The organism is Paenibacillus sp. RU5M (genome assembly GCF_900221055.1).
GTDB classification, from domain to species: Bacteria; Bacillota; Bacilli; order Paenibacillales; family Paenibacillaceae; genus Paenibacillus; species Paenibacillus marchantiae.
This window is the reverse complement of record NZ_OBQM01000003.1, coordinates 51,216-71,511: the sequence shown is the minus strand read 5'-3', so window position 1 is coordinate 71,511 and position 20,296 is coordinate 51,216. Positions and strand designations below refer to the sequence as shown.

Sequence of the window (20,296 nt, the reverse complement as noted above, 5' to 3'; positions counted from 1 at the left end):
ACAACCCCTCACTGTCTGTATAATTTGGTGTGCTTGATTAATTGGTCAATTTCTTGCATACATGGCATTTGTTCAATATCTCCTGCTTCAAAGCTGTCCAAGCGGGAGATTTCCAGCATCAATTGGTCAAGCTTCAAAAGAATTTCCTCATTGGTATGAAGCGAGTTTTTCACATAGCTCAGATAGTCGTTATATACTTTGGTCTTTTCCTGAAAGAGCTTTTGGGGAAGTGTAGCGGATTTGGACTTCATCAGGCTGGCGTACTCCGCTTCATCGAACACATTGAGTCGGTTAAGTACACTTCGGATGTTGAGGTATAACAGCTTCTCCACCTCGAGGGTGACCGAAGCAAATTTCTTGTAACTCAGTTCCCCCGGATCAAATCGCTGATTCAACACGTTCAGGAGGGTTTCTTTCTTTTTCTTCATGCGGCTTAGTTGAGACAATCCCAGTGTGATATCTTCCTCAAGTACTTTAATGCGTCGATAAAAGGATAACGCTTCCACATAATCTTCATGGGTTTCGATATTCTTCACGGGCAAGACTACAGGCTGTCTGAACAACAAGGTGTAGCTTCCATAGAAGAGGGCCATCACGCTGCCGAACAGAAATGTCACCGAGAGCGCTGTTGTAAATGCTCCCCCGCCAAACTCCAGTCCGATGAATCCTGGTGAGAACAATAGAACATTCATGACCACAACGCCGAAGATCAGCCCCAGCAGTTTTATGTACTTTATCATGTAAATCATCAGACCTCCTTTCGCGCTATGTGCTGGACCTTTATGTCGATATTTACCATTGGAACTTTATTTCATTGTACATGATGTTGCCGCATTCGGGTGGATTTATATGGATATTCATAATATACGTGGCTTGGGCTTATCCCATTTCATCTTTAGAGGGACAACGTGGATAAGATTTTGTAACCTCTGGGAAATGAGCCTGGTACCCTTGAACAATCGGTGGCGGAAAAAGAAATGTTATCAGGTAATACGTGGAAATTTGCAGTGCGTGTCATTTTTTATATAGGGCTTATTCGATACGATAAAAAACAAAAACACCCCGACGCCTGCGCCGGAGTGATGATGTTGTTGTCTAATCTAATTCAGCTTGAATAAATTCCGAAGCGGAATTTCCAGTTCCGGATATAACACCGATTGAATCGTTTCTTGCTCCGTGTACAGATGACGGTTCTGGTAACTGCCTTCTTCCAATGTGTACACATGAACGGTCTGATTGCCAGGGTCTACAATCCAATATTCATTCACACCATATTTCTGATACAGATTAAACTTCTCGTTAAAATCCTTCAGCGCAGTTGATGGAGACAATACTTCTATGATTAGAGACGGTGCACCTTGACAGCCGTTTTTGGTTATTTGGTCTTTGGAACAGACCACCGATAAATCCGGTTGGACAACATGATCAGGTACGTCATACTGTTCATTCTCGCTGAAATACACGTCAAAGGGAGCAACAAAGACGATACATTTCCTCTGAAAAAAAGTACGCAAGGAGAAGTGCAGCTCACCCACAATAAACTGGTGTAATGAGGTGGGGGCTGGAGACATATTGAAAGCTTTGCCGTTAATTAACTCCCAATTCCCCTCCCAAGTTAACCAATCCTGAAAACTATAGATGCCTTTATTATCAGGTTTTGCCACACTTCCATCCTCCTCTTTTACCTAATCAGCATTTTACTATTATTATACCATTGTGTTTGCCCAATTTCATACAATGCCTCTTTTACGAAAAGATAGATTCCGGTTTGCTGCGCGTTGTACGTACCTCCACCACTTTTCCGGCACATCCGTTGTCGTCCAACGCTTGGAATGCAACTCGCACACTGTCTTTACCTGACGTAACCGTCTGAGGGATGTCATAGGTAACGAAGAACACTTCACCGATCTTGTTCATATGAATCCGCTGTTCACCGATCACATTTCCATCGACGGCGATACTAAATATTCTTTCATGCCGTGTTCCTTCCCGTTCAAAAGGAGAATGATCCCCGCCCCAGTATGCCACGCATACATAGTTCGGTGCAGAACCATCCACCGCCAGCTGGTAGCTGAAGTAAGCCCCGCTGACACCATATGCTTCTCGCCACATATGCAGCTTGTTGCGGCTGTCTGTATATGAACCGTTATGCTGTTCTGCACGGCAATTGCTATCCAGTTGATGTCCAATCTCATCCTGCTGACCGTCAGGTTGCACCCTGTCGATGGTGATATCATTCAATTCCTTCTCCAGTGCATTCCCTTCATCGTTGAACGGCCAATAGACCGTATAGAACTCATGATGCACATCATAGAACGGGATCAGCCTCACCGGATTGCCGTCCGAGGTGACATCCTTGCTGATCTCAAACGTTAACGTACTTGCGTCTACAACCTTGATCCATTCACGCACATCCTCCTGCTCTGTCCAAATTACAGGTACAGGTGCGGTTTTGGGGTTCAGTGCCGTTTCGTCCACGATGGTATCCTCGGGCAGCCCTTCGCTTCCCAGAGCCCCTGCCAGTACAATTGGGCCGTACTGGAATGCCACCTTGTGTGCATCGTCCCTGGACGTGTATTGGTGGAGCGACATCGGCAGCGTGATGGTGATGACATCGCCAGCGGTCCATGTACGCTCGATGTCGAGGTATCCGGGTTCCATCCGGGTATGCGGATGGGCCGTATCCCCGTTGACCGTTGCCGTCATTGGCTCCTGCAGCCATGAGGGCACACGTAGTCTAAGATTGGCCGAGGCGCTGCCTTCGGTGATCGTAAGGGTTACCTTTTCCGAATAAGGAAAGTCGGTTTCGAGCTTCAGCGATATGCCTTGGGATCTCCAGTCCAACTGGGAAGCAATATACAGGTTAACGTACAGATCCTGCTCATCCTCGAAATAGATCGCCTCGGCGTATTTGCCCGGGTTCTCCATGCCAGATCCTGTACAGCACCACCAGGCGGTATCGTGAGTACCGTAGATTTTGTAGTGGCCTTGCAGTGTTGATGCAAAATACGTTTTGTTGCCTGTGTCCGGGTCCTGTGTGCCCAGGATATGGTTGTAGATCGCATTTTCATAATAGTCCATGTATGCGCTGTCGGGATTCCAGGTGTAGAGCTGCTTCGTCAGATGCATCATGTTGTGGGTACAGCAACTCTCTCCGGTTTTAATGCCCAGACTCTCCATGCCTTTCGCTTCATAATGCTCCGAAATGCTCGTTGCACCAAATACATAAGACCGATGATGGATCGTGGTATCCCAGAAAAACTCCGCCGCTGTCCGGTAGCTCTCGTGGTTATGATCCTGGTTATAGATTTCGGCTGCACCGATGACTTTGGGAATCTGCGTATTCGCATGTTTGCCCTGAAGATCGTCCTGCTTGTGTTCCAACGGTTCGAGGATCAATTGATGTGTGAATTTGTTGGCTATCTCAAGATATAAAGATTTCCCGGTGATTCCATACAAATGTGCAAACACTTCGTTCATACCGCCGTGTTCACATAGAAGCATGACCTGCATCTGTTCTTCTGTCATCGGGCTTAGACCGTCCACCGCCCAATCAGCAAACCGTGTTACCACCTCAAGGGCTTGTTGATTGCCCGTTAATTTGTAGGCATCAGTCAGACCACGATAGATTTTGTGCACGCTGTACCAAGGCACCCAGTATTCGCCGATGTTAAAACCACCAATATGCTCTGCCCGAAATGCAATACGGAAAGCTTCTTCGGACAAGCCGCCGACATACCCGCTGCCCGTTGTCAGCTGAATGGATGCAAGCTCGTTGATGGCATAGTCCAGCGTTTGCTTTAACGTTTCATTACCTGTCGCCTGATAGGTCACAGCCAGGGCAGACAGATAGTGTCCGAGGGAATGTCCGCTAATCGAGCGTGCCTCCCAACCCGCGTATCGTTCCTTTTTCGCCGATAACCCATGGGCCTCAAAACATGGTGCCAGAAAACGATCAATGTCCAGTGATAACAAATACTTTTCTCCAACTTCCTGTGACGTTTGAAAAACGCCATTTAACAGATCTACATGCTCCGGTCCCAGAAATCCCGTTTTGGTTTCAATCATTCTACTAGCTCCTCCTCGGTATGTAGTGGATATTTAGAAGTACTTATATAATTGTACAAAGGGTAAAATCCGTGTTGAAATTCATGTGTCCCTTACGAACTTTCTTCATACAGGCCTTGAATATCCTCATATTATCAAATAAAATACAACTACATCAGACTCATAATCCAAGAAAAGGTGGAGAAATCCGTCCTATGCAAAAGCCATTGGAACATTACCTGTGCGGCAAGTTCATAACCGAAGGTAATTGGAGCCACATGAAGCGCAGCATGCCTGTTCACGAGGTCATTTTGATGTTGGAAGGCGAGATGTACATTGCGGAGGAGGACGAGCAGTTCGTGATTCGTGCAAATGATCTGCTGTTTCTGAGAGCTGGACGCACCCATTACGGCTATCAGGTTAGCGATGCTCCCGTCAGCTTCTACTGGGTTCATTATGATTCGATTGAGAAAGAGTTCGACCAGTATCCCACCCATGCGACTATTCAGGTTCCGTCCACCGCCAATCAGCTGTTCAAGCAATTGCTGCATAGTTCATCGTTCTCACCGGAAGAAGCAGACGCGGCATTGCTGCTGCTGCTCAAAGAACTGGAACGCAATACACAGGCGGGTTATCGGCCGCACAATGCGATCGTTGACCACATCTGCAAGTGGGTGGATATTCATCTGCATACCGACATTACGGTTGGTAAGATTGCCGAGACTTTTAATTTTAACAAGGACTATATCTCCAAAATGGTAAAACGTGAGAAAGGCATTGGGCTCAAAACCTATATCCTCACGGAACGGATTCGCCGGGCCAAGCAGATGCTGCTCAATACCAATGCCAGTGTGAAAGAAATTGCGGGGCAATGCGGTTTTTCGGATTACAAACTTTTCCTGCGCATGTTCAAACAATACGAAGGCAATACACCCACCGAATATCGCAATAATTTGTATTCCACACAGCTCAATCGCCTATAATGAACCTTATACGTGCGAACCTTGGATGTGCTTGTGCGGATTATACCAACTCATAGAATTTCATGAGTCATATATAGAAAATTTGAATTAATCCAGTACCATTGGGTGTGATACAATTCAAGTCAACTATATCTCTTATCAAACCAAGATCAGAAGGAGAACTTGAGATGACAACGGCAGTAAAGATTCATCCCGCTACAGAAGCTGACCATGAAGAAATTGTACATATTCTCATTGAAAGTTACTCCGAGTACCGGGACACGTTCCAAACACAGGAACAATGGGAACATTATTTGAAGGACATTCGGGAATCGCCGAGCAATCCTTATATCAAGCAATTATGGATTGCCAAAATTGATAATCAGATTGTCGGAACGGTGCAATTGTTTGAGACAGCGCATAAGGCTTACCCGAACTTCGAGTTGCCTATTGATTATCCGTTTATTCGACTGTTGGGTGTTGATCCCAAATGGAGAGGTCACGGCATTGCCAGAGAACTGCTTCAACAATGTGTTGAATCTGCCAAAGACATGGGCAAAAATACGGTGTATTTATATACGGGCGGCCAGATGGTCAACGCGATCCGATTATACGAACGTTTCGGTTTTGTAGAAGACCCGGAATTCAGTTCCGAGAGTGGTGGAGGCAAAGCAATTTGCTACCGTTATGATTCATAATTCTCGCAAATGGTAATAAGCGTGGATAACACAAAAAGGGTTGCCCATAAGTCATTAATACGACCGAGGGTATCCCTTTTTAGCGTTATTCTAATCTAAAGAATTGGAATCGAGCAGCAAATGCTATTCGCTCCATTTTCCACACTATTAACAGCCGATTTCCAACAGAATTTTTGCATGGCTCTTGTCGGTCATACCTTTACTTTTCTTACAGCTTCGCTCATCTCAATCGTTTGCTGCCTCAGCAGCGTGGACGTTTGTGCCACCTTCTGGAACATGCTCGACTGCTCCCCTGTTAAGCGATAAATGTCATCTGAATGATCTGAAACGCCGGATGAAATTTGCGAGATGGTGTTGACCGATGCTGCCGCTTCCTCGGAACCCGCCGATATCTCTTCCGCTGCTGCGGAAACCTCCTGGATACGGCGTGTCACCACACGAAACGCCTCAACCATATGCGTGAAGGCAAGCTCTGCTTCTGCTGTGCTCGTCACCCCCTGGCCGATCTCTTGCGAGGTAACATCCATCTGTGATCCGATATGCTGGGACTCCTTCTGAATACCGAGCAACAAATCGGATATCGTCTGCACAGATGTGCTTGAAGCCTCCGCCAATTTTCGTACTTCATCCGCTACAACGGCAAATCCCTTCCCATGCTCCCCTGCATGAGCGGCTTCAATTGAAGCATTCAGCGCCAGCAGCTTGGTCTGACTCGCAAAATCCCGCACCGTATGAAGCGCACCACCGATTTGCTGCGAGAAGTTGTTAAGCACTTGGACCATGGCTACAACTTCAGCAGATACAGCCGAAATGCTCTCCATCTGTTTCTTCATTTGCGTCATGCTCTGCTTACCTGATTGTGCCGTAGCAAGTGCAGTTGTTGCAGCGTCGGACACGGCTGTAGAGGACTCTGAAATATCGGTAATGCCTTTTGCGATCTCTTCCATCGCATTAGCGCTGTCGCTAGCACCTTGCTTCTGGGTATGTGCTCCCTGTCTGATCTGCTGCACGGACTGGTCAACGCTCTTATTCATCTCAAGCATGTCTTCTGCATCACGATTGAATTGCTCCGTTGATTCCGCGAGAATATCAGTGGTTACCGAAACACCCTCGACCATGTCGCCGATCATTTTATTTAAGTCCCCAGACATATGAATCATCGCCTTGAATGTGCTGCCAATCTCATCCTCACTCTGCAGCCGATAGGCTGTCAGGATTCGGTTAGCTTCCGCCAGCTCACCTTGCGCCATTTGTTCGACGCTTGCCTTCAACGGTTTCAGCGGTCGCAGGCCTCTTACGATGAACCACAATACAACCGCGATGCCTGCAAGCGTAATGAATAATAACAGGGCATACAGCGGAATGCTGGATTTCATAATATCTGACTCAATACTTCCAATGACCGACACAGCCGTATCAATTCCAATCACACCTGTCAAAGCTCCATTACTGTCCAAAATCGGAGCGTATGAGGAAATATATTCACCATACTCCTCATTATGAATGATAGGGGAACTGGCTGTTTTCCCTTGCAGGAGCTTTTGGACTGCATCACCTGGGATATCCGTCACTTCATTGATCGGTGATGCTTTATCTGCATCTTTCATGCCGTCCACCATAATGAGAGGTGTGCCTGTATCATCTATTTTTACAAAATACACATACATCGCACCGATGCTCACACGAAAATCATCCAGCTCATTACGAATCTTCAAGAATGCGTCATTTTCCTTGGGATCTTTGGCAAATTCCACATACGGCTCTGCATCCAGCTGTTTCACATAACTCTCGGCAATTTGAATATTATAACTCGATATGGCCTCCTGCGCGGCTAGCTTCATATTCGCCAGCTGAAGCAGCATGCTTCCCGCAGATATAATCACAATGACCAATGTAACAATGGCAACAATGCGAACAACCAAACGTTTCTTGAAAAAAACGACCATCCAATCCTCTTCCTCTCACACCTGTATGTAAGCCTTTTCGACTACGACTACCCAAAAACTACATGCTTGAAGCACTATGTAATGTGAAAATAGTATATGAAGTTGTCGAATTAGGCAAGAAAATATCGGGTCACCCACAGGAAGATGATTTCCAGATAACGGCCTTCTCCGAGTCTAATGCTTTGTCCCTTTCCTAATCAGAATGCCATTCATCGATAAACAGACAAAACCAGCTCTCACTTCCACCTTAATCGGAAAAGAGGCTGGTTTTGAACTGTCTTAATTTTTTCGATTAACTTTAGATAGAATCGCCGTTATTGATCAACTTGGCCTTGATCAAAAGTCTCTGAACAATCGCCGCAGTTTCGGCCCGAGTAAGCTTGCCTGTCGGCATCAAACCTTCTTCTGAGCCCTCCACAAGTCCGTTATTCACAGCTGAGGCTACTGCCGACTTGGCCCAAGAAGAAATCGCCGTCTGATCTGCAAACGGAGATAGCACAGACTCCACATCTGCCCCTTCCGTTTCAATCGATGTGAGTTTCATTGCCCGGGACATAATCACCAATGCTTCCTGACGACTAATCGTCTGAGCAGGCGCAAATGTCTGGTTCTGGTAGCCTTCGATCAAACCGTATTCCACAGCCTTCGCAACAGCTCCTGCATACCATTCGCTGGACTTCACATCTATGAATGTGGTTTGGCTTCCATTGTCGGCCAATCCCAGCGCGCGCACCATAATCGCTGCGAATTCCGCCCGTGTAATGACCGCATTCGGATTGTAATGATTCTCATCTATCCCCTTGATGATCATTCGTGAAGCCATATCGTTTACAGCCTGTTTCGACCAATGACCTTCTACATCCGCGAATGTCTTTGGATGCCAAATCAGCGAGTAGTCGCTATTGGTAAGGCTGTTCACGACCGCATAATATTTCCCTTCTCTAGTCGTGATGAACGTAGGCACATGACGAACACTGCCGTCTGGATTGAGCACCGTAGCCGTTGTCACCCTGCTTGGATTAAGACCTGCGGGAAGTGGAATTTCTCGTTCCACATAACTGCTGAATTGTTCTACGTTTACCGTTTTGCCATTGTAGGAAGCCGTTACATTAAAAGTGACTGGTGGAGCTACAACAGCATAGTTTCCTTGAACAGCTGCCTTCTCTGCAAGAAGGACCGTAGCCTCATCACTCTTGGCAATCTCTACACGAACGACAATGTCGGACAGTTTGACCTGTATCCCAAGTGTCGAGGAAATCTTGTCGATGGCTATTTGCCCTGCAGGAAGTTTGTAGATTCCGCCTGGCGTTTGAACCTCCAAAACGGCTTGCTTGGTTTCCATGCTCTTCACAGCATCGCCAGTCAATACCACCGATACCTTTTCCACATTAGTAGTCACGGGAATGACTACGGTGGACTTGTCTGCTGCTTGCTTCAGCTGATCAACCAGTTTGGCTTGATCGACTGTGACCCTCAGTACAGTCTTACCGTTCTCTTTAGTGAGGGAACCTGTCGCAATCTGATCTTTCAAGACACCATCGACGATGATTTGCAGACCAGCAGGTTTCTCAACTGTTGTTGTGCTTGAGTTTGTTGAAGGCGCACCAGAGTTATTTGAATTGTTGGAAGTACTACTCGTCCACTTTGCGTATAACGTCACATCAGATATTACTTTATCCGTTGCGAAGTTCCACACATTCGTTACCGCTACTTCCTTATACCATCCCGCAAACATAAAGCCAACCTTTGTTGGTTCTGTCGGAGCACTTATCGTGGTGCCACTGTTCACCTGGGTAAGCCCAGGAACTGTGCTACCTCCCTGCGAATCATACGTCACTGTGTATTGCACCGGTCCATCATTAACCGTAACCTTACCAGGCATCAGTGTTTTTTCCATTCCAACCGCGAACGAGTTAGCTATGGAGAAATGGCTCAATTCTTCCGTTTCTACTGTTAATTTCTTGCTCCCTGTTGTTGCTCCACTTTTGATCTTGAAGCTGACGGTGAACAGTTTTTCTCCCGATGCAATCGGTGTGTCACCTGCATCGCTGTCTGCCCACATCGCTTTCAACCAACCTGCTACGTTATCGAAGTTGGAGTCGAAGTTATTGCCCGTTTCCCCTTCAATCTTCGTTACTTCCAACGCTTCTGTATCAAAATCAATTTGTATTCCATAGGCTCCGATTCCATATGTTGAGTTGGCTACGGAGACAGGTACTTTTACCGTAGTTCCGGGCGTTCCGCTCACCGAGCCGATCTGAATCTCTGCTGCATGACGCTTCCATGTTGCGTATAGCATCACATCGGACGTTACCATATCCGTTTCGAAGTTCCAGGAATTTGTGCCTGCTTCTTCTTTGAACCAGCCTGCAAAGGTATAACCGGCCTTCGTCGGCGCTGGCGGTTCGCTAATCGTCGTTCCACTACTCACATTGGCAGTGCTGTCAATAACGCTGCCTCCCTTTGAATCGAACGTAACGGTATATTGTGCCAACTGAACAGCCGTCCATGTTGCGTATAGCGTCACATCGGACGTTACCCTATCTGTTGCGAAGTTCCAGACATTCGTGCCTGCTTCCTCCTTGAACCAGCCTGCGAAGGTATAACCGGCCTTTGTCGGCGCTGGCGGCTCACTGATCGTTGTGCCGCTGCTTACATCTGTAATGCTGCCAACGGCGCTACCTCCCTGTGCATCAAACGCCACAGTATGCTTTACAGCATTAACCTGAATTTTGCCCATTTCAACCGTTGTCGACGAAAGTGTCCCCCCTTCATAGAGATTGTGCGTAGGTACACTCAGCGTCAGTTCCCCAGGCTGTGCGGTATCCTTGATCTTGAAATGAAGAGTGAATACCTTCGCTTCATCAAAAATCGAGTAGTTCACCAGATCAGCTTGTACATTGATAGTCCCATCACTGGAGAAATCCGAATTGAAGCTATCTCCATTTGAACTCACACCTAGATTATTCGTAATTTCATTTCCAGTCACAAGTTCCAACGAAGAAGTGTCAAAACCAATCGAAATATCGTATTCGTTGATGATAAGATTCGGTATCAGGTATACCTCCACGTCAACGGTATCTCCAGGGTAGCCTTCACCACCACTCACCTTCATCGAGTTAGAAGCTGGTGCACCAGCGCTGACAAACGTACCAAAAGGCAAGATCATACTAACCGTCAGTAAAATCGATATTAATCTCTTCCAAAGCATAAAATCAGCCCTTTCCTGCGGCAATGGCGAGAATCGCTTTTATATCCGCTTCGTCCCATTGTCCGTCGCCATTCATATCGAGCGCTTGCAACTGCTCCGGCGTCAGCGTGATCTTGCCCTTAATATGCATTGTCAACAACAGCGCATCAGCAGGCGTAACTACACCATCCCCATCCGCGTCACCCATGACAAACGACGTGTAATGCGCCGTGTAGGTAACATCCGCAGTTATCTTAGTAGCCGCTACCTGCTGACTGCTGAACTTCGTAACTCCACCGTCACTGCTCCATCCTGCAAATCGGTAGCCGCTTGCAGGCGTCACTGTTGGAACTGCCACCGGATGCCCACCAATTGTCACCTGTTCACTCGTTCCGCTGATCGTGCCATGAGCGCCTGATCCGTAGCTGACAGTAGCAACTTGCGGTGTCGTATCACGAATTGAAATGTCCAGCGTCTGGGATGTTCCTGCGCTGAACGTGAAATTCAGACTTGTCGTCCCTACTACTTGTGTCGCTAGATACGCCTTTTTGATGGTAACTATATTACCGCTAACTGTGTAGTCCTCGCCTGCAGTCAATAAGGATGCCTGATTATCAATACCGGTTAACATGTTTCCGTTCAACGTCAGCGTAACATTCACATTGACATAACCCGCTGATGTAGTATTTTTGTCGAAGTTTTCCTCCAACGGATTGATCATGCTGTTTGCTTCCACTATTTTCTTTAATATAATGCCATCTTGCCCAACCACCACAAAGGTATTGTTACCATAGCCTACACTGTTAAGCTCTTCCTGCCTGTCGCTCGCTTGAGTTGTCCAATTCGTACCATTCGTTGATGTTAAGAGTAACCCACTTTTTCCTGCCGCTATAAAAGTTCCATTGCCGTAACCCACGCCATTAAGCGTGTTCGCTGTCCCGCTTGCTTGCACGACCCAATCCATTCCGTTGACAGAAGTCAGGATTGTCCCGGACTCACCAACTGCCACAAACTTTCCACTTCCGTAGCTTAATTTTTTCAGATTCACCTGGGAACCGCTCGTTTGGAGCGTCCAGTTCTCCCCGTCAGGCGAAGTTATAATCGTTCCTCCCACCCCCACCGCCACAAACCGATCATGTGCGTATATCGTATCATTTAGCGTATTCGATGTAGGACTCGTAATGGAGGCCCAGATTACTCCGTCAGCCGAAGTCCAAACTTTACCGGCATTACCTGTCGCTACAAACTTCCCAGCCCCATAACTCAAGCCATATATAGCATCTGTCCAGGTTGACGCCCTGTTTGCCCAGACTGTTCCGTCCGTCGAAGTAAGGAGTGCCCCATTAAACCCCACCCCTACGTAAGTGTCATTACCATACTCGATATTTGTTAAACCAACGGAGGAGTCGATCAATTTTCTGTCCCAGAATGTACCGTCTGTAGAGGAAAACAACTCTCCGTAAGGACCGACCGCTACAAAATGGTTATTAATGAAACTAATTTCTCTGATGGCTTGCCTGGAGCCTTGAAGCCGATTCGTCCATATCGTCCCATCTGCCGAGCTAAAGAGGGCTCCCCGAATGCCCACTGCCACAAATTTGTTGCTGCCATAGACAACACCGTTAAGATTATTGCCCGTGCCGCTAGTCTGCACTTGCCAGCTACTGGCTGAATCGGAAGAAGTGTACACCTTACCACCATGTCCTACCGCCACGAACTTTCCGTTGCCATAGCTGACATCAGAAAAGCCCTCTGAAGCGGAACTACCTTTATTTTTGCCTATTGCCCAGGTCCATGATGAATCCGAGATAGATTGCGAATATACGATAGCTCCCTGGTTATCAACTGCCACGAAGCGGTTGTTCCCATAAGTCACGCCGATATATGAATCTCCATTGGTGCTGTTGTACGCCTTCCAGGACACTCCATCTTTCGAGACAATCCTCGTACCAGATAAACCAACAGCAACAAACCAGTTTCCACCATAGGTTACGTCCCAGAGATAGCCCGTTGCGCTACTGGTTTGGCTAACCCAGGTGGAACCATCACTTGACAGCAGTATTAATCCCGCTTCTCCTACTGCCACAAATTTGCCGGCACCAAAAGTAACACTCAACATATTGGTATTCCCCACCTTTTGACTTTGCCAGGTCACTCCATCGGTTGAGGTGAGAACCGTTCCACTGCTTCCCACTGCCACAAATCTCCCATTGCCATATACAACGCTATACAAAGTGAATAACGTATTGCTCTTGGGACTCGCCCAGCTTACACCGTCTGTGGAAGTAACAATCGTTCCATACTCGCCCACTGCCACGAAGATGTTATTTCCATAGGCCACCGTGTTCATCGTCTGAGACGTCGGCAGAGGACTTCGAAGTTCCCATGCGGACGACTCGGCTATTGCATACTGCGGAACCAGCATTCCTACTATTAGGAACGCTAATATCACCGAGATCCATTTTCTGAATGTCATCATCTTTTCTTTCACTCCCCCTCATTTTGCTCCCATCCCAAATCCGTTGACCGCTGTCCGATATCTATCAATCAACAGCATTAGTCTAGCAAATTACTTCTCAACATTTTCACAACATTCCACCCATAAAACGACAAAAAAAGGGTCTAAAGGCGTAAACCTTAAGACCCATACTTTTTTTGTGATCGGTTTTGTCACACTCTAATTTTCCTCCAGCAGCATTCGCTTCTTCAAAGCCTGCACATTTCCGACTCCGCCCAGATCTCCCGCATGCCTCAAGGAGTCAATGAGTAGATCGTAGTAACCCTCCCGACTGGGCTCCAGATCGATCAGCTTTCGAAGCATCGCTATCCGTGGCTCGTTCGTCGCCCCATTCAGAGCATTCGTCAAGTAGGACATCAGGATGGAACGCAACTCGATTCGGTAAGTATCCGCCCATTCATAATGCTCCATCTCGAAGTAATTGCCGCTATATAGATGAAGCATGTCCTTGGCTTCGGTTCCGGCAACTCCCCTCTTCATTCGACCAAGCAACTCTTCAAGATCGCTTCGGATAAACACCGGATTAATCCAGTAGCGCTCGTCGCCGTACCTTACTACTTCGCCATAGCCCACCGACTTAAACAGACTCCGCAAATAATACAGGGAAGTGTGCAACAATTTTTGCCCGCGCTCCGGCGCATCATTCGGCCATAAGTTTTCCAATATGGCGTATTTGTAAACGGGCTGTCCGCGATGATGCCAGAGGAATGCGAATAACTCCTTCGTTTTCTTGGTCCTCCACGTTAATAGCCTTCCGTTTGCAGCATACAGCTCCATGCTGCCTAGTACTTTAAGCGAAAGCAATACCTTACCTTCAACGACAGTGTCCAATTCGCTTGAACCAACGTTGGCAACTCCCCTGTCAAGATCTAGAGGACTGCTACTTAGAATCCGATTTTTGGCCTGGAGATTGGAATAACGGTGCAGTGTCCTGGCCAGCTTGTCCTTGGCGACCGGTTTAAGCAAATATCCGATGGCGTCGGTGTCATACGCATCAATCGCATACTGATCATGTGCCGTTACAAAAACGATCTTAGCAAAGGGAAAGCACGCAGTGATCTCCTCCGCAACCTCCAGCCCGCTTACTCCAGGCATTTCGATATCCAAAAAGATTAAATCCGGCTGCAGCGCGCCACATTGTTCGAGCGCTTCGGCGACCAGCTGAAACCTGCCGACAACCTTCACACCGCCAACTTCGGCCAGCATAATATCCATGACGTCAAGCGCGATCTCTTCATCATCGATCAGAATGGCTTTCCACATAAGGCTCCTCCGTCAAGTAAATTGTAATTCGGGTTCCTTCGCCCAAGCGACTATGAATCTCCAGAGTCCGCCCGTATCTCATTTGTAGCCTGCGGTTCACATTACCAATGCCGATTCCCCCAGTCTTGCCTTGCTCCAGTAATCTTAGCGTTTGTTCGTCCATTCCACCCCCGTCATCCTCGACAACGATCTCCACACCGTTAATGCTACGGGTGACAATAATGTTCACGGTCCCTCCTTCAGGCTTCTGTCCGATCCCGTGACGGACGGCATTTTCGACTATAGGCTGGAGGGTAAGTGGGGGCACCATACCGTGCGCATCTTCATCGATTGTGTAGCTCACGTTCAGCCGTTGACCGAAGCGAAGCTGCTCAATGGCAAGGTAGGCGCGTACCAATTCCAGTTCCCTCTCTAACGGTACTGCATCACCCTGGAAGATAAATGTGAACTTGGAGCGGAGATAGGTGGTCAAATGGTGGATCGTTTCCCGCAGCTTGTCCACGTCCTTATAGCTGAGCCCAACTAGTGCATTTAGGCTATTGTACAGAAAATGCGGCGGAATCTGGGCCTGCAAAAAGTCCATCTCCCGGCGTACCGCCTGCTCAGAGGAGCTTTTCATCGCCAGAAGCGATTGCACTCGTGCTCTAAGTTCTGCCAGCTCAAAAGGCTTCTGCACAATATCATTGGCCCCTGCTGCAAAGGCTGCCAGAATATCCCCCGTCTGCCCCGAAGCGGTCAGCATCAGCACCGGAAGCTCAGCCAGCCCGTGAATCGACCGGATGTCCTTACAGATGTCCAATCCCGATACGCCGGGCATCATCAGGTCGAGTAGAACAAGGTCCGGCTTCTTGCGCCTTAACACCCCCAGTGCCTCTTCGCCGCCTCCCACAGCCGTATACGTGTACCCCATGGAAGCTGCCACGTCCATGGCGACCTTCAGATTGGAGGGTTCATCGTCGACAATCAGAATATGGAGCGCCTCATCTGGCACCTCCACAGCTAGCTGAACCCTAGGGAGCAGCGCTGGGTTCTCTTCAGGCTTGATATGTGCCTCACACTCCGTATAATTCTTATACTCGTTATGTCCAGCGTATTCAATAGTGGCCGCCACCTGGTTCTCCCCGCGCCGTGCAATTGGCAACATGAATGTAAACCTGGAACCTTTGCCGACCTCAGACTCTATCTGCATATGTCCGCTCTGCAACTCGACAAGTTGCTTCGATATGCCAAGCCCCAGTCCAATACCGCCCCGCGAATGCGCACCCTGCTCATTATATTGAAAGAACGTCTGAAACAGGTCGTCCATGATCTCCGGAGGAATACCCCTTCCGGTGTCGCTAACGGATATCGCCAGCATATTAGCCCTTCTCTCCGCTGAGATGGAGACCGTTCCACGATCCGTATACTTCAATCCGTTCTCCAACAAATTATGCAAAATCTGCCGAAGCCGGTTCTCATCAGCCATGATAAGAGGTAGATTGGGAGGCAGCTCATTTACAAGCCTGACTCCGCTCTTAACGGGCGAGATCGATAAGGTCTCCATAACAAAATCGGTTGATATGTAAAGGTCTACAGGTTTCGTTTGCACGGAGAGTTGACCGTACCGAATCCGATTCATATCAAGGATGTCATTCACCAGTCCGGCAAGTCGCCTTCCGATCAGGTGAAGCAACCTGACGTTCTCACGATGCTCCGCTGCAAGCGGTGCTTCTTTATTCTCCAGCAGGGCTTCAGACAGATTGATGATACCATGTAAAGGCGTGCGAAGCTCATGCGACGTTTTGGCCAGAAACTCATCTTTTTGCCGGTCATAGATAAGCAATTGATCAGCCAGGCGTTCACTGCGCAGGAGAGCCTCACGAATCCGGTCCCCCATCAGGAATGATTGTGACAACACGACTAGCAGTAGCGTAACGATGATGTAATACGGGCTGTCCAGCGCCAATTGATAACGGGTCAGTGCGAAAATCCAACTAATAATCAAAAAGAACACACCAAGCAAAATATAGTAAATTCTGACCCCGTGATGGCGATTGCGAAAAATTGAAGCAAAGATAAACCCGAAGGCCACTATCTGCAAAAATACGCCAGGCCACAACAGATACAAAAGGTGATCATTGGGAAACCCAATCAGTAAAACCAGATACACATAGGAAAACCAGCGAACTCCCCTGAACAAATATCCGCTTCTCTCGTTTAGATAAATGCGTACATAGTGAATGAAGAACATGATCGCCAGATACGGAAGAATGAAGAGCAGCTTCTGCAGCAGCAGAAACGACATCGAGGGAAACAGAGTCGCCATAACGATCTCGTTGTCGATGCTGAAAAACAATCCTAGTGTCAGACAGAACAAGCTAAAGAAAATTAGATAAGGCTCCCGCCGCCATTGCCTGAACATGCCTGCAAAATAAATGCCAAAAACGAACAACGTGGTGATAACGATGACGTCAGCCATTCGGGCATTGTCCCGCCGGGTCATAACATCCGTTGCCAGTCCAAACTCAGGTGCTTGCACAAGTCCACCTTGCAAGTACCGATAGCTCGACACCTGGACAAGAATCTCAATGGTCCGGTCTTCGGACTTGATCATTCCAAAGAACGGAAAATTGCTGGGCACAAATTCGGCTGCCGATAATCCGGGTTGTCCAGTACCGCCAAGCTCCTCGTCTTCCATATAAATACGACTCGCCATCCGAATCTTTTTGGCTCTAAGTCCATAATCCTCGGGATCGTTTACCAACAGTCGCAGACGGTACGTCCCCGCACCATAGCCGCTTTCCGACACTTCTCCCTTCCATCCTCCGGGAACAGGAAGAATGTGCGGTTTTAGTTGCTGATTCGCGCCCCGATTGGCGAAGTCGCTGGGTGTCAGCAGTTGATCCTTGTAGAATTCCCATTCCCCGCGAAGCGGGATGATCCCCTGTTCAGCAAAATCCCACTGTCTGGCATCCAGTACGCCTTCCCTCGCCTCCGGATAGTGCACGTTGGGATGAAGCCATTCATAGATAAAGATTGAGGTCGCTCCAGCAAAAACGCCGACCATACCAATTAGAACAAGTAATTGTCTTCTCATGACTGCGTATTCCTTCCTGTCATCGGAGAAAAGATTCGAAATAGATTTATCATATCGAAGTATTTCAAAAAAAACTATTAAAAAGCCTTCGACATTATCATAACAATTTTGATATCGATCGTCCGCTGATTGTATGAATTAAACATCTCACCCAACTCAAATGAGCTGTCTGCTTCTCGTTTTCGACAAAAAAACATCCTGACGCAAGCGCCAGGATGTTTTGATATTGTACAAATATTATACTCTTACAGGATTATAAAACCCGTCCCTTTGTCTTCCGGAATCGAATCAGAGACCAGAGAATCAGTAATACGAGTACAGTTAGACAGATGCTTATGCTGAAACGGTTGCCTTCATCAAACACGAACATGACTGCAATAACGCCGAGACACAGCACAGCAGCTCCAGTTACGTAAGGAAATCCCCAAACTTTAAATGTCGGTTGCACCGGATATTTTTTCCGCAGCTTCAGCTGTGAGGTGGCAATACAGATCCATACGAGCATCACGACAAACCCCGGAACCGCCAGCAGCACGCGGAAGAGCTGATCTTGTGCGAATAGCCCCAGCATGGAGCCCCCAAGCAGAATCACAGCACATACCAGCAGTGTATTTACCGGACTGCCGTTGCGATTCGTATGTGATAATGCCTTGGGAGCTTCACCACCTACCGCCATGGAATGCATCATACGGGATGCGCCGTAAATGCCCGAATTCGCAGCAGACAGAACGGCGGTCACCAGAATAAAGTTCATAATATGTGCTGCACCCGGAAGTCCCGTGGAAGCCAGCACCTGTACAAACGGACTGCTTTCAGGCCCCAGCTCATTCCACGGAATGAGCCCACAGATGATGAGAATCGGCAGCGTAAAAAATAAAATGATTCTCAGCATAAAGTTCCCTACAATTTTGGGCATCACCTTGTCCGCATTTTCCGTCTCCGTTAAGGTTAAGCCAATCAGCTCAGATCCTCCATACGAGAACATGACAACCAATAATGCTGAGAAGATCGATGACCATCCATTAGGGAAGAAACCGCCTGCTTGCGTGTAATTATGCAGATAAGGCGTATTGTCACTTGGAATGATCCCGAAGATCAGACCCGCCCCAAGGATAATAAAAATAATAATCATGGCGATTTTAATACCAGCCAACCAAAATTCAAATTCCCCAAATACCCCTACACTCAGCAGATTAATCAGTATAATAAACACCGCACATGCCAAGCTCAGCATCCACAGCGGTACTTCCGAGAACCAGTACTGCAAAAAGCTCCCTGCTGCGATGACCTCAATTACACAAACCGACAACCAGAGGAAACAATACATCCATCCCATGATAAAGGAGACTCTGCTGCCGAACGCTTCCTGCACAAAGTCTTTCATATTTTTGTTCTTGTACACTGTAGCCATTTCCGCCATCGCAGCCATGACAACCAGTAACAATAAGCCTGCAAAAATGTACGTTACAATGACTCCTGGACCTGCAAGTCCAATCGTTTCGGCGCTTCCTTTGAAAATTCCGGTTCCAATGACACCGCCCATAGCCATAAAGCTAATATGCCTTGGTTTAAGTTTCTTCTGCAATGTTCCTTCTGTCTGAGCCAATTCAAGTCCTCCTGATGTAAAAAACGTCTGTAATCTTCTGTTATGTTTTCTGAAACATAACTTCCAGTATACCCTATTGTTCATGGATCAGCCCAGCAGTTCCGTACGGCCAATTCATCCCAAACGAATGCTGACATGACCTATGTTTTATACCCCACAATGATACAAAGCAATCTGTATGCAATTCAATCCGTTCATTTGAATACATTCTACTCTTCTTACGATCTCCAATATGTATGATTTGTTGCAGTCTAGCACTTCGCGAAACAATCATTAAACGCAAAAAAACCAGCGGTCTGTATGCAACAGAATGCTGGTTTTCTGTGTTCCTGCTATGTTTACTGCCTATCGTGTAATTTATAATTCCTTCGTCATAAAAGCGCTGTTCGGGTCCAAACTATAATCTGCGAATGGCTCACAGTATACAAACCCAAAGTCCTCATACAGCTTACGCGCCGGAATAAAAGAATCCATCGAACCTGTCTCCAGACTGATTCGTTTATATCCCCGATTCTTGGCAACCTCAATAATATGGGCAAGAATTTGTCTTGCTACGCCTTTTCTCAGGTGGGCTGATGCTGTACGCATCGATTTCAATTCTGCATGCTCCGAATTCAATTCCTTCATGGCCCCGCAGCCCAGCAGCTCTTCCGCTTCCCATGCGCACCAGAATGTAATCTCAGGTTTCTTTAACCCATCCAGATCCAGAGCGTGAATGCTTTCCGGCGGCGAATCTGCTGCCATACCCTGCAAATGTTCTGCAATTAATCCAATGACTTGATGACCGCTCAAATCGTCTACTTTGATCTCCATATCTACCACTCCTGCCGACAATTTTGTTGTGTGTTGTTTACACTGAATACATGTCCAATGATTATATAGTACTACCATGGCAGGTTTTCTGACAACAGCTTCAAAAACACAAATGAAATGTCTATTGTGATACCCTTAAATTTCCATTATAGTGAGGCTATCTGATTACAAAGGAGC

At 47.4% G+C, this 20,296-nt stretch carries 13 protein-coding genes; 3 read left to right on the top strand and 10 right to left on the bottom strand.

Features of this window, described 5'->3' with window-relative positions; translation table 11 throughout:
• Positions 1-8 precede the first annotated feature (8 nt).
• Complete coding sequence (locus CRO25_RS11000) at positions 9-740, bottom strand: hypothetical protein (protein ID WP_063566066.1); 732 nt, start codon at positions 738-740, stop codon at positions 9-11.
• 222 nt (positions 741-962) lie between these two features.
• Here CRO25_RS11000 and CRO25_RS33680 point away from each other — a divergent pair, with 222 nt between their 5' ends.
• Complete coding sequence (locus CRO25_RS33680; RefSeq protein WP_179132139.1) at positions 963-1,118, top strand: hypothetical protein; 156 nt, start codon at positions 963-965, stop codon at positions 1,116-1,118.
• On the opposite strand, the gene CRO25_RS10995 is transcribed toward CRO25_RS33680, so the two are convergent.
• Both CRO25_RS10995 and CRO25_RS10990 read right to left on the bottom strand, forming a co-directional pair.
• Entirely contained in the window at positions 1,101-1,664 is a 564-nt protein-coding gene (locus tag CRO25_RS10995; RefSeq protein ID WP_079694995.1) for a Uma2 family endonuclease, read from the bottom strand. The genes CRO25_RS33680 and CRO25_RS10995 overlap by 18 nt on opposite strands.
• 82 nt (positions 1,665-1,746) lie before the next feature.
• Complete coding sequence (locus tag CRO25_RS10990) at positions 1,747-4,068, bottom strand: beta-L-arabinofuranosidase domain-containing protein (RefSeq protein ID WP_079694994.1); 2,322 nt, start codon at positions 4,066-4,068, stop codon at positions 1,747-1,749.
• Positions 4,069-4,262: 194 nt separating this feature from the next.
• On the opposite strand from CRO25_RS10990, the gene CRO25_RS10985 reads away from it, so the two are divergent.
• Both CRO25_RS10985 and CRO25_RS10980 read left to right on the top strand, forming a co-directional pair.
• On the top strand, positions 4,263-5,030 hold the full coding sequence (locus CRO25_RS10985) for an AraC family transcriptional regulator (RefSeq protein ID WP_101749457.1): 768 nt from the start codon (positions 4,263-4,265) through the stop codon (positions 5,028-5,030).
• Positions 5,031-5,197: 167 nt separating this feature from the next.
• On the top strand, positions 5,198-5,707 hold the full coding sequence (locus CRO25_RS10980) for a GNAT family N-acetyltransferase (protein WP_072735062.1): 510 nt from the start codon (positions 5,198-5,200) through the stop codon (positions 5,705-5,707).
• 191 nt (positions 5,708-5,898) lie between these two features.
• Here the strand turns inward: CRO25_RS10980 and CRO25_RS10975 are convergent, their stop codons facing one another.
• From CRO25_RS10975 to CRO25_RS10945, 7 genes are all read right to left on the bottom strand, one after another.
• Positions 5,899-7,653 (bottom strand): methyl-accepting chemotaxis protein, encoded by a 1,755-nt coding sequence (locus CRO25_RS10975; RefSeq protein ID WP_079694993.1) that lies wholly within the window; start codon positions 7,651-7,653, stop codon positions 5,899-5,901.
• A gap of 298 nt (positions 7,654-7,951) precedes the next feature.
• A complete protein-coding gene (locus CRO25_RS10970) occupies positions 7,952-10,864 on the bottom strand; it encodes an InlB B-repeat-containing protein (RefSeq protein WP_079694992.1) in 2,913 nt (970 codons plus the stop codon).
• A 4-nt stretch (positions 10,865-10,868) separates the two neighbouring features.
• Positions 10,869-13,322 carry a X2-like carbohydrate binding domain-containing protein gene (locus CRO25_RS10965; protein WP_079694991.1) on the bottom strand — a complete coding sequence of 818 codons (2,454 nt, stop codon included), beginning with the start codon at positions 13,320-13,322 and terminating at the stop codon, positions 10,869-10,871.
• A gap of 198 nt (positions 13,323-13,520) precedes the next feature.
• Positions 13,521-14,624, bottom strand: a complete 1,104-nt coding sequence (locus CRO25_RS10960; RefSeq protein ID WP_079694990.1) for a response regulator — start codon at positions 14,622-14,624, stop codon at positions 13,521-13,523.
• Positions 14,599-17,700, bottom strand: coding sequence for an ATP-binding protein (locus CRO25_RS10955; RefSeq protein WP_079694989.1), 3,102 nt, complete (start codon positions 17,698-17,700; stop codon positions 14,599-14,601). The genes CRO25_RS10960 and CRO25_RS10955 overlap by 26 nt, the downstream gene beginning before the upstream one ends.
• Positions 17,701-17,953: 253 nt before the next feature.
• The gene (locus CRO25_RS10950) at positions 17,954-19,306 is read right to left on the bottom strand and encodes an amino acid permease (protein WP_143021545.1); all 1,353 of its coding nucleotides are present in this window, start codon (positions 19,304-19,306) and stop codon (positions 17,954-17,956) included.
• A 357-nt stretch (positions 19,307-19,663) separates the two neighbouring features.
• Positions 19,664-20,119: a GNAT family N-acetyltransferase gene (locus tag CRO25_RS10945; protein WP_079694988.1), complete on the bottom strand. Its 456-nt coding sequence runs from the start codon at positions 20,117-20,119 to the stop codon at positions 19,664-19,666.
• Between the last annotated feature and the right edge of the window lie 177 nt (positions 20,120-20,296).